A 10,623-nucleotide genomic window follows, 5' to 3' on the forward strand; every position below is an offset into this window, starting at 1 on the left:
GCTCCCACAGGATCACCACAGGGCTGAATGTTGTGGGGCCCCTGTGGGAGCGGCTTCAGCCGCGAAGAGGCCAGTAAAGGCAACATCAACCCTGGCGGAATACCAAAGCCTTCAAGCCCCCCGACGGGTCCACATCCGGAAACTCCGGCGGATTCTCCAGCCGCTCGACAAACGCCAGCTCCGGCGCCTGCTCCGCCATCCCCTCAATCAAAAATTCCGGCCCGATCCCCGGGTCATTCACGCATGCCAGCACCGTCCCACCCTCGCTCAACAACTCCGGCAAGCGCCGCAGGATCTTCGCGTAATCCTGAGTCAGCACAAAGCTGCCACGCTGGAAGGTTGGCGGGTCGATGATGACCAGGTCGTAAGGCCCGTACTTGCGCACCTTGCCCCACGACTTGAACAGCTCGTGCCCCAGGTACGCCACACGCGACGCATCATGGCCGTTGAGGCGGTGGTTGTCCCGGCCCCGCGACAGCGCCGACTTGGCCATGTCCAGGTTCACCACCTGCTCGGCGCCACCGGCAATCGCCGCCACCGAGAAGCCGCAGGTATAGGCGAACAGGTTCAGCACGCGCTTGCCCGCCGCCTGCTCGCGCACCCAGCGTCGGCCATAGCGCATGTCGAGGAACAGGCCGTTGTTTTGTCGCACACCCAGGTCCAGCAGGTAAGTCAGGCCGTCCTCGACCACCTCGCGCTGCTGGCATGGCTCGCCCAGCAGCCACTGGCCCGGGCTGTCGGGCAGGTAGCGGTGCTGGATGATGATTGCCTGGCCAGTCCACTGCGGGCGTTCAACCAAGGCACGCAGCATGGCTTCCAGTTCGGCCAACTGGCCTTCGGGCGGTTCGCGGAACAGGGCGACCGACAGCACGCCTTGCAGCCAGTCGACAGTAACCTGCTCCAGGCCCGCCCAGCAGCGGCCACGGCCGTGGAACAGGCGGCGGGTTTCCTGCGGGGCAGGGTCTAGGGCGGCGAGCAAGTGTTGCTCCAGGGTGTGGATTGGCGAAGTCATGGTGGGTCGCAGGCTGGCAAAAGCGGCATTCTACCTTGCCGGCCTCTTCGCGGGTAAACCCGCTCCCACAGGGATCGCACAGGTCCTAAGGCATGTGCAGTACCTGTGGGAGCGGGTTTACCCGCGAAGAGGCCAGCAAGGTCAGCTCAAGGCTTGACTGCAACCCGTGTCGGCCGGAACCACCACCCCTGCTGCATCCCCGCCGCCGCCAGCAGAATCAAGCCCACCCCCAGCCACTGCATCGGCGCCAGGCGGTGCCCGAACGCCACCCAGTCCACCAATATCGCTGCAATCGGGTAAATGAACGACAGCGCCCCGGTCAACGCCGTGGGCAGGCGCTGGATGGCGCTGTACAACAGCACATACATCAAGCCGGTATGCACCATGCCCAGGGTCAGCAGGCTGGCCAGCGCCGGCATTTCCCCCGGCAAGCCACCAAGCTTCACCCAAGGTGCCAGCAATAACACCCCAGTGGTCACCTGGATCAGTGCAATCAGGTGCGGTGGCGTGCCACTCAGGCGCTTGATGATCAACGCAGCGATGGCATACAAAAATGCCGCGCCCAACGCCAGGGCGATGCCCAACAGATAGTCCTCACCGCTCCCCTGCCCCGCACCATGGGCACTGACGATGGCCAACATGCCGAGAAACGCCACACTCAGCCAGGTGACCTTGGCCAAGGTGATCTTCTCGCCCAGAAACAGCGCCGCCAGCCCCACCAACATGAACGGCTGCACGTTGTACACCGCCGTGCCGATGGCAATCGATGCCCGCGAATAGGAGGCAAACAACAGCAGCCAATTACCAACGATGGCCACGCCACTGGCAACCGCCAGCAGGAACGCCGTGCGGCTGATCACCCCTGGCCGCAAAAAGCCGAAAACGGCGCAAATCACCAGCAAGGTCACGGCACCGAATACGCAGCGCCAGAACACCACCTCCAGCACCGGCTGGCCAGACACCAGCACGAACCAGCCAATGGTCCCGGAAATCAGCATGGCGGCGACCATTTCCAGCGAGCCACGGCGCAATGAACTGTCCATCTCACACCTCCTGTTGACGATGGCAACAGTATGCAAAGGTTGCTGGTGGGCCTTCCAGCGGATAACCAAGGCAGATAAGCAGCCTTGCCTTTACTATCAAGGCAAATCACGCGAATTACCTGACGAGGTAACAATGACCGATGCCATCGATCAAATGCTTATCAATGCGCTGATGGAAGACTCGCGCCGCTCGCTCAAGGCCTTGGCACAGATCAGCGGGCTGTCTGCGCCCAGCGTCAGCGAGCGCCTGCGCCGCCTGGAGGAGCGTGGCGTGCTGCGCGGCTACACCGTGGAGGTAGACCCGCGCGCCTTTGGTTACCAACTGCAGGCTATTGTGCGCATCCGCCCGCTGCCGGGGCAGCTGCAAGAGGTGGAGCGGCAGATCATTGCCATCCCCGAGTTCACCGAGTGCGACAAGGTTACCGGTGAGGACTGCTTCATAGCCCGCCTGCATGTGCGCTCGATGGAGCAGCTGGACACCTTGCTCGACCGCATCAATGTGCTGGCCGAGACCAACACCGCGATCATCAAGAAAAGCCCGGTGAAGCGGCGGTTGCCGCCAATGGACTGATTTCTTCCTGCTCCGGCCTCTTCGCGGGTAAGCCCGCTCCCACAAGAGCTACACAGCCCCTGTGGGAGCGGGTTCACCCGCTAAGAGGCCAGCACAGGAAAAAGCTGACCAATTTTTGTACACAATAATGTCACCATAGGTGCCATTTTTGTGTGCATTTTCCCCAGTAACGCCCCAATACGTTACACACTTCCCGCAACTAATTCTGACCAATTGATCAACTAACTACCTGTCTAAAAAATTAAACCTGTTCATTTGGTCAACTTATATTCCCTTCATTTCATCAACTTATTTTTCAACAACCTAGATTCAAAATGATAGCCAGCTGAAAGTTGCTTTTTCCTTGGCATGGAACTCGCTTTTGTGTGTTCGTGTTTTGTATACAAACCGATCAAAACATAAATACACAAGAACCCGCGACGCCGACCCAATGTTGGCCGCCGCGCCCAGAACCCTGTGATGCCAACGCTGCACCGACGAGATGGCGAGCCCGTGCGCATGCCCGCTCATCGCAGTCCATGTGCATCAGGAGCCCGCCGGAATGAGTAGCAGCCTCGACCTTGCCCCTGAACTATCCGTCGCCAGCACCCACCCCGATTCCACCCTTGTTGGCCACCCGCCAGAACTTGTCCTGAGCCCGCGCCTGCATAACCGCGACCTCGCGCCTACCCGTATCGAAGGCCGTCGCTGGGGCGGCTACAGCATCTTTGCGCTGTGGACCAACGATGTGCACAACATCGCCAACTATTCGTTCGCCATGGGCTTGTTCGCCCTCGGCCTGGGTGGCTGGCAAATCCTGCTGTCGCTGGCCATTGGTGCGGCGCTGGTGTACTTCTTCATGAACCTGTCCGGCTACATGGGGCAGAAAACCGGCGTACCGTTCCCGGTCATCAGCCGCATCGCCTTCGGCATCCACGGCGCGCAGATCCCGGCGCTGATCCGCGCGGTCATCGCCATCGCCTGGTTCGGCATCCAGACCTACCTGGCCTCCGTGGTGCTGCGTGTGCTGCTTACCGCCGTGTGGCCGCAAATGGCAGCCTACGACCACGACAGCATCCTCGGCCTGTCGAGCCTGGGCTGGGTATGCTTCGTGGCGATCTGGCTGGTGCAACTGGTGATCCTTGCCTACGGCATGGAGATGGTGCGCCGCTACGAGGCCTTCGCCGGCCCGGTGATCCTGCTGACCGTCGCCAGCCTGGCGGTGTTCATGTACTTCAAGGCCGATGCGCGCATCGCCTGGTCGGTGGCCGAGCCACTGACCGGCTATGAGATGTGGCGCAACATCTTTGCCGGCGGCGCACTGTGGCTGGCGATCTACGGCACCCTGGTGCTGAACTTCTGTGACTTCGCCCGCTCCTCGCCGTGCCGCAAGACCATCCGCGTGGGCAACTTCTGGGGCCTGCCGGTGAACATCCTGGTGTTCGCCGTGATTACCGTGGTGCTGTGCGGCGCGCAGTTCCAGATCAACGGCCAGATCATCGACAGCCCGACGCAGATCGTCGCCGCCATCCCCAGCACGCCATTCCTGGTGCTCGGCTGCCTGGCCTTCCTGATCGTCACCGTGGCGGTGAACATCATGGCCAACTTCGTCGCCCCGGCCTTCGTGCTCAGCAACCTGGCACCGCGCCACCTCAACTTCCGCCGTGCCGGGCTTATCAGTGCCACCCTGGCGGTGCTGATCCTGCCGTGGAACCTGTACAACAGCCCACTGGTGATCGTGTACTTCCTGTCTGGCCTGGGTGCCCTGCTGGGCCCGCTGTACGGGGTGATCATGTCCGACTACTGGTTGCTGCGCAAAGGCTGCATCAACGTGCCGCAGCTGTATAGCGAAGACCCGGCCGGCGCCTACCACTACACCAAGGGCATCAACCTGCGCGCCGTGGCCGCGTTCGTGCCGGCCGCGCTGCTGGCCATCGTCCTGGCCCTGGTACCCAACTTCCACAGCGTGGCGCCGTTCTCCTGGCTGATCGGTGCCGGCATAGCCGCCACCCTGTACCTGTTGATCGCACCTCGCAAGCGCCAATACCACGACGTCAGCGGCGAATGCATCGCCGTCGACCACAGCAGCCATTGATCAGGGAGGACTACCCATGCGTATTCTGATCGCCAACGTCAACACCACCGAAGCCATCACCCAAGCCATTGCCGAACAGGCCCGCGCGGTGGCCGCGCCCGGTACCGAGATCATCGGCCTTACCCCGTGGTTCGGCGCCGAGTCGGTAGAGGGCAATTTCGAAAGCTACCTGGCCGCCATCGCCGTGATGGACCGGGTGCTGGCCTACGACGGCCCCTACGACGCCGTGATCCAGGCGGGTTACGGTGAACACGGCCGCGAAGGCCTGCAGGAGTTGCTGAACGTGCCGGTGGTGGATATCACCGATGCCGCCGCCAGCACGGCGATGTACCTGGGCCATGCCTACTCGGTGGTGACCACCCTGGACCGCACCGTGCCACTGATCGAGGACCGCCTGAAGCTCTCTGGCCTGTATGACCGCTGCGCCTCGGTGCGCGCCAGCGGGCTGGCGGTGCTGGAACTGGAAGCCGACCCACAGCGGGCAGTGGAAGCCATCGTCGAGCAGGCCGAACGCGCGGTGCGTGACGACAAGGCCGAGGTGATCTGCCTGGGTTGCGGCGGCATGGCCGGGCTGGATGAACAGATCCGCCAGCGTACAGGCGTGCCGGTGGTGGATGGTGTGAGTGCGGCGGTGACCATTGCTGAATCGCTGGTGCGCATGGGCCTGAGCACCTCCAAGGTGCGCACCTATGCCACACCGCGGGAGAAGAAAGTGGTGGGTTGGCCGATGCGCTTCGGCCGCTAGCCATCTATCGCCTGACCCGGCCTATTCGCGGGCTTGCCCGCTCCCACAGGGACCCCACCGCTCGCAAGGGCTGTGCTGTACCTGTGGGAGCGGGCAAGCCCGCGAATAGGCCAGTACTGTCAGCCCATCATTCTGGCCAACCGCTGCGCACTGCCGCAGGCCAATGTGAACCCCAAGGCCCCATGCCCCAGGTTCAACCACAAGTTGCGATACACCGTGCCGCCAATGATCGGCACCCCAGTCGGTGTCGCCGGCCGCATCCCGGCCCACTCCACCGCCCGGCCATAATCCGCCGCCTTCGGCAACGTCTCCAGCGCCAGCCGCCGCATGCTCTGCAACCTGCGCTTTTCCACCGACTCGTCGAAACCGACAATGTCCACCATTGCCGCCACCCGCAGCTGCTGGCCCAGGCGGGCATAGACGATCTTGCGCTCATAGTCGGTAAGGCTCACCTCCGGCGCGCGGTGCCCGGCGCTGATCGGCGCCGTCAGGCTATAGCCCTTCAAAGGGTAGATCGGAAGCTTCAGCCCCGGCAATGCCAGGCTCGGGCCGCGATGCCCGGCGCACAGCACCAGCTGTTCCACGCCCAGCCGCTCATCGCCCAGTTGCAGCGCCACCACTTGGCCCTTGTGCTGTACCAGTTGCGTCACTGGCCGGCCCAGCAACAAGCGGCACTGCCCCGAAGCGCGCAACAACGCCGCCAGGCGCTGGCAGAATAGGTGGCAGTCGCCGACCTCTTCACCCGCTGTAAACACACCACCCACAAACGGTGCACCGTCCAGGGCCGGTTCCAGTGCGCGCAGTTCGGCGGCCGCCAACACCTGTTGGCTGGCCGGGTCCATCAGCTGATCACGGCCTTGGGCAAACGCGCGCTCACTGCGAAAGGCCACCAGCTTGCCATTGCGCCGCCAGGCAAATTCGCCCAGGCCATCGTCCTCACGCCATTGCGCCAACACGGCCTGGCTGTGCAGCGCCAGCTCCAGCAATTGCCCGGCATTGCGGCGGTTGACGCTGCGCCGGCAAGCCAGGGTGAACGCCAGTAGCCAACGCCACTGCGCCGGGTCCAGGCGCAAACGCAGGCGCAGCGGCGACTCGCCCTGCAACAGCCAGCCCAATGCCTGCCACGGCACACCGGCATCGGCCAGTGGTGCCACGTAGCGATAGGATAATTGCCCGCCATTGGCGAAGCTGGTGGCCGACGCCAGGCTGTCGCGGGCCTCGACCAGGTCGACCGACCACCCCTCACGGACCAGCGCATAGGCCGTTGCCAGGCCAATCACGCCGCCACCGATTACTGTTACCTGCTGCTTCATCGCTCATCCCTGTTCGGCCTTGCTGACGGAACAGTACCAGCGGATCAGGTCGGGCAGCTATGCGCACCATCATTCAGGCCTTGGCGCACGTTGCGGCTGAGCAGGCTAGCCTTGCCGTCGTGCCAGGTCAGGGTCAGTACGTAGAGGGTGTCGAAGTCATCGCCGTTCCAGTCTTCGGTGATCACCCGCTCTTCACCCAGCGCCTTGCCGGCCACGGTATTGATCAATTCCGGGAGGTAACCATGGGACCAGGCGGCGTAGATGGTGGCATTGCGGTATTTTTCGCTGAGCAACTCATCGGCCAGTTCGTCGGTGTCGTTGGCGCCGTAGTCGATGTTCACCGGCAAGCCCAGGCGGATGGCACTGGGGGTGATGGTCATCAGCGGGCGGATGTAGCTGTAGCTTTCGTCCTTGCTGCCTTCCTCGACATGCCGCGAGGGGTTGGCGGCAAACACGTAGTCGGCCTTGCCGAAGCGCTCGGGCAGCACGGTAGCCAGGTCCAGCGCACGGTTGAGGCCCTGGCAGTTCAACTGGCCCAAGCCCTCGCCCGGCTTCTCGGCATGGCGCAAGAACACCAGGGTCTGGGTGCCATCCACCGGTTGCGCCCGGCTTTCGACAGCTTCCAGCGCCAGCGGTACGGCAACAGCTGTAAGCACCAGGCTCAGCAGCAAGTGACGGCGACGGCGGAAGAATGTTGGCAACTTCATCAAGGCAGGCTCGTGTGGCAAAGAAAATCGGGTTGACCCGCCACATCGCCCCGCCAGTTGCAGGGCGCCATTGTAGTGAATGCCATCCTTGGCAACGAGTGAGGGTCAGAGTGCCCTGAACCCGTTTGGTTCCTCCCTGGAGGTGGATGCCGTTCCCTAGGCAAGGCCTAGATTAGGGGATGGGTGTTGCGAAAATGTGTAGCGTGCAAGAACCTGGGGTTGCAATGTGGCCACTCAATCATCCCGCGTCAGCACTTCCAGCAGCTCGATCTCGAAGGTCAGGTCCGAATTCGGCGGGATCGCCCCCACGCTGCGTTCGCCATAGCCCAGGTGCGCCGGTACCTGCAACTTGCGCTTGCCGCCAACGCGCATGCCCATCAGGCCCTGGTCCCAGCCTTTGATCACCCGGCCGGTACCGATCACGCACTGGAACGGCTTGCCGCGCGACCACGACGAATCGAACTCGCTGCCGTCGGCCAGCCAGCCGGTGTACTGGGTAGTGATCAGGGCACCTTTGACGGCAGCTTTGCCATCACCCTCGACCAGGTCGATGATCTGCAGTTCTTGGCTCACGGGCATACTCCAACGCTGAAAAACAAAGCCGCCCTTTTCTCAGGAATGCACAGGTTTGGCAAGTTCGCGTGGCGTTTCATGCTGGCGCATCGACCACAGCACGCCACCAATTACCAGCACGATCGCCGCCCCTTCCAGCAAGCTCGGCCCGGTCTGCCGCCAGAGGAAGGCATACAACAGCGCGAACAGGGTCTCGAACACGATCAGTTGCCCGCTCAAGGTCAACGGCAACCGTTTGGACGCAGCATTCCACAACGCCATGGCCAGCCACGAGCCCAGCACCGCACAGGCCAGGCTGGCGGCCCAGAACAACCACCAGCGCGACATTGGCGCCTCCACCTGCAACTGCTGCGGCTGCCACAGCGCCAGGCCGGCGACCATCAACAAGCTGGCCAGGCCGGTCATCACCCCACACAGCACTGACCACTGATGGCTGTCGAAATGGCCACACTGCTTCAGGTAGCGGCTGTTCTGCACGGCGTACCAGGTCCAGCAGGCCAAGGCGGCCAGCGCGTAGAACAAGCCCATCAGCTTGTCGTTGATGTCGCCGGGGGCGAAGGCGAAGGTTTCCAGGTTGATGCACAGCATGCCGGCGAGAATCAGCACCAGCGGGCCGACCAGCCGCGCCAGGGGCACCGCGCCGCTGTCGTTGCGCCCGTACAAGGTGATGGTCAGCGGCAACACTCCGACGATCAGCGAGGCCGGGGCCACACCCAGGCGCTGGATCGCCGCCACCAGGAACACGAAGTAAACCAGATTGCCGATCACTGCCAGGCGCAGCAGCATCCACGCATCGCTCGCGGTCAACTGGCGCAGCTGGCGAACCATGGGCAGGGCCAGCAACAGCGAGATCACCCCCACCATTACGTAGCGTACGCTGCTCAGCAGCATCGGGTTGAACTCGGGCAGCAGCTCGGGAACCATCAGCACCATGCCCCATAACGCACCGGCCATGCCGGCGTACATCACACCGCGTTTCACGTGTCTGCTCCTGTTTGACGATGAGCGCAGGCTACCTGTGCACGGGTTGTCGGGCAAAAGATCAATTTGCATGGTGGCATTCCCTGGAGGAATGGCTCAGGGCAAATTATGATGTTGCTGATGCGGGCCCTATCGCGGGCAAGCCATCCCGTTGCACGGAATCGACCATGAGCCGCTACAGCCGCCACCTGCCCCCGCTCGATACCCTGATAGCCTTCGAAGCAGTGGCCCGCACTGGCAGTTTCACCCGTGCCGCCGGCGAGCTCTACCTGACGCAGAGCGCGATTTCCAAGCAGATTCGCCTGCTCGAAGACCAGCTCGGTACCCAGCTGTTCGAACGTCGCGCGCGTGGTATCGCGCTGACCGCTGCCGGCGAGCACTTCCATGGCTTTGTCGAGCCGATGCTCGACAAGCTGCTGGCTAATATCCAACGCCTGAAAAGCGGCCATGGCAGCCGCCATGTCAGCGTCATCTGCACCCATGCCGTGGCGCAATACTGGCTGTTCCCACGCCTGCTGCGCTTCAACGAGCAGCACCCCGGGCTGACAGTGAACATCCATGCCAGCAACGACATCAACGAGAGCCTGGTCGCCGATTACGACTTCGGTATTCTCTACGGGCATGGCCGCTGGCGCTCACTGCAGGCCAGCAAGCTGTTCGACGAAGTGATCTACCCGATTGCCAGCAGCAGCTGGGACCTCAACCAGGTCGACAGCCTGCCTGCGCTGCAGGCACTGCCGCTGATCCAGCTCGACGCCTCGGCCTGGAACTGCCTGGACTGGCACGACTGGTTCGCCCATTTTGGCGTGCGCTACCAAGCCCCTGCCGATGCGCTGACCTTCAACCAGGTGAACCTGGTGTTCGACGCGGTGATGCAAGGCATGGGCGTGGGCCTGGGCTGGGAGTCGATGGCCCGCGACCGCATCAACAGCGGCCTGATCCGCCAGGTGTGCGACTTTGAAGTACGCACTGGCCAGGCCGACTACCTGGTGAATGACCGCCACACCCTGCCCTCGCCCGCCGCCCAAGTGTTTGCCGAGTGGCTGCTGGCACAGGCCTGAGTCAGCTGTTTTGCTCGAACACCTGTTGCCCGGTCAGTTCCTTGGTCTGGTTGGCGAAGCAGTACCAGGCGGGTTTCTCTTCCACGAAAATCTGCAGGTTGAAATCCCAATCCTGGTCGCCGTCGAGCAGGCCGACCGGTATGGCGTGGAAGTCGTTGGCTTTCAACCGGTAGTACAGGTGCGTGCCGCACTGGCCGCAGAAAGCGCGTTGAGCCCAGTCAGACGAGTCGTAGACGCTGGGCGCCCGCCCTTCGATCACTGGCGGCTTGCTGCAATCAACCACCAGCAGCGGACCACCGGTCCACTTGCGGCACATGCTGCAATGGCAGGCGCTGATATGGGTGTTGTCGACGGTGACGGTGAGCCGGGTGGCGCCGCACAGGCAGGTACCGTGTTTTTCCAGGGCCATGGCTGGCTCCTTGAACAGGGGGTGGGCCAGCAATTATAGATGTGCGCAGTTTTGTGGGAGCGGCCGGGGGGTGGGGGGGGGGGGGGGGAGGGACCCCCCAGGGATATTGAGAAACAAGAAAACGCGGGGGGGAT

11 protein-coding genes are annotated in these 10,623 nt (G+C 63.0%); 4 read left to right on the forward strand and 7 right to left on the reverse strand.

What is annotated here, in order from left to right:
- Nucleotides 1-85: 85 nt before the first annotated feature.
- Both ABE456_RS27155 and ABE456_RS27160 read right to left on the reverse strand, forming a co-directional pair.
- Nucleotides 86-1,012, reverse strand: a complete 927-nt coding sequence (locus ABE456_RS27155; protein WP_346646676.1) for a class I SAM-dependent methyltransferase — start codon at nt 1,010-1,012, stop codon at nt 86-88.
- Between the two features lie 146 nt (nt 1,013-1,158).
- Nucleotides 1,159-2,055, reverse strand: a complete 897-nt coding sequence (locus ABE456_RS27160) for a DMT family transporter (protein WP_346646677.1) — start codon at nt 2,053-2,055, stop codon at nt 1,159-1,161.
- Between the two features lie 133 nt (nt 2,056-2,188).
- Between ABE456_RS27160 and ABE456_RS27165 the strand changes: the two genes are divergently transcribed.
- The 3 genes from ABE456_RS27165 (at nt 2,189) to ABE456_RS27175 (ending at nt 5,445) form a co-directional block, all read left to right on the forward strand.
- Complete coding sequence (locus tag ABE456_RS27165; RefSeq protein ID WP_346646678.1) at nt 2,189-2,626, forward strand: Lrp/AsnC family transcriptional regulator; 438 nt, start codon at nt 2,189-2,191, stop codon at nt 2,624-2,626.
- Nucleotides 2,627-3,167: 541 nt separating this feature from the next.
- The gene (locus ABE456_RS27170) at nt 3,168-4,700 is read left to right on the forward strand and encodes an NCS1 family nucleobase:cation symporter-1 (protein ID WP_346646679.1); all 1,533 of its coding nucleotides are present in this window, start codon (nt 3,168-3,170) and stop codon (nt 4,698-4,700) included.
- Nucleotides 4,701-4,716: 16 nt separating this feature from the next.
- Nucleotides 4,717-5,445, forward strand: a complete 729-nt coding sequence (locus tag ABE456_RS27175) for an aspartate/glutamate racemase family protein (protein ID WP_346646680.1) — start codon at nt 4,717-4,719, stop codon at nt 5,443-5,445.
- 119 nt (nt 5,446-5,564) lie between these two features.
- On the opposite strand, the gene ABE456_RS27180 is transcribed toward ABE456_RS27175, so the two are convergent.
- The 4 genes from ABE456_RS27180 to ABE456_RS27195 form a co-directional block, all read right to left on the reverse strand.
- Complete coding sequence (locus ABE456_RS27180; protein WP_346646681.1) at nt 5,565-6,758, reverse strand: D-amino acid dehydrogenase; 1,194 nt, start codon at nt 6,756-6,758, stop codon at nt 5,565-5,567.
- Between the two features lie 44 nt (nt 6,759-6,802).
- Nucleotides 6,803-7,465 carry a histidine phosphatase family protein gene (locus tag ABE456_RS27185; protein ID WP_346646682.1) on the reverse strand — a complete coding sequence of 221 codons (663 nt, stop codon included), beginning with the start codon at nt 7,463-7,465 and terminating at the stop codon, nt 6,803-6,805.
- A 234-nt stretch (nt 7,466-7,699) separates the two neighbouring features.
- Nucleotides 7,700-8,038, reverse strand: coding sequence for an FKBP-type peptidyl-prolyl cis-trans isomerase (locus tag ABE456_RS27190; protein ID WP_019099528.1), 339 nt, complete (start codon nt 8,036-8,038; stop codon nt 7,700-7,702).
- Nucleotides 8,039-8,077: 39 nt separating this feature from the next.
- Nucleotides 8,078-9,019 carry a DMT family transporter gene (locus ABE456_RS27195; RefSeq protein ID WP_346646683.1) on the reverse strand — a complete coding sequence of 314 codons (942 nt, stop codon included), beginning with the start codon at nt 9,017-9,019 and terminating at the stop codon, nt 8,078-8,080.
- A gap of 167 nt (nt 9,020-9,186) precedes the next feature.
- Here ABE456_RS27195 and ABE456_RS27200 point away from each other — a divergent pair, with 167 nt between their 5' ends.
- Nucleotides 9,187-10,080 carry a LysR substrate-binding domain-containing protein gene (locus tag ABE456_RS27200; RefSeq protein WP_346646684.1) on the forward strand — a complete coding sequence of 298 codons (894 nt, stop codon included), beginning with the start codon at nt 9,187-9,189 and terminating at the stop codon, nt 10,078-10,080.
- A gap of 1 nt (nt 10,081) precedes the next feature.
- On the opposite strand, the gene ABE456_RS27205 is transcribed toward ABE456_RS27200, so the two are convergent.
- Nucleotides 10,082-10,489, reverse strand: a complete 408-nt coding sequence (locus tag ABE456_RS27205) for a GFA family protein (protein WP_346646685.1) — start codon at nt 10,487-10,489, stop codon at nt 10,082-10,084.
- Between the last annotated feature and the right edge of the window lie 134 nt (nt 10,490-10,623).

The sequence above is a fragment of the Pseudomonas sp. TWI929 genome, assembly GCF_039673335.1.
In the GTDB taxonomy this organism is placed as follows: domain Bacteria; phylum Pseudomonadota; class Gammaproteobacteria; order Pseudomonadales; family Pseudomonadaceae; genus Aquipseudomonas.

Coding starts and splice junctions, on each gene's coding strand:
- ABE456_RS27160 (WP_346646677.1), bottom strand. CDS start 2,055: ATGGACAGTTCATTGCGCCGTGGCTCGCTGGAAATGGTCGCCGCCATG.
- ABE456_RS27180 (WP_346646681.1), bottom strand. CDS start 6,758: ATGAAGCAGCAGGTAACAGTAATCGGTGGCGGCGTGATTGGCCTGGCA.
- ABE456_RS27155 (WP_346646676.1), bottom strand. CDS start 1,012: ATGACTTCGCCAATCCACACCCTGGAGCAACACTTGCTCGCCGCCCTA.
- ABE456_RS27185 (WP_346646682.1), bottom strand. CDS start 7,465: ATGAAGTTGCCAACATTCTTCCGCCGTCGCCGTCACTTGCTGCTGAGC.
- ABE456_RS27165 (WP_346646678.1), top strand. CDS start 2,189: ATGACCGATGCCATCGATCAAATGCTTATCAATGCGCTGATGGAAGAC.
- ABE456_RS27175 (WP_346646680.1), top strand. CDS start 4,717: ATGCGTATTCTGATCGCCAACGTCAACACCACCGAAGCCATCACCCAA.
- ABE456_RS27170 (WP_346646679.1), top strand. CDS start 3,168: ATGAGTAGCAGCCTCGACCTTGCCCCTGAACTATCCGTCGCCAGCACC.
- ABE456_RS27205 (WP_346646685.1), bottom strand. CDS start 10,489: ATGGCCCTGGAAAAACACGGTACCTGCCTGTGCGGCGCCACCCGGCTC.
- ABE456_RS27200 (WP_346646684.1), top strand. CDS start 9,187: ATGAGCCGCTACAGCCGCCACCTGCCCCCGCTCGATACCCTGATAGCC.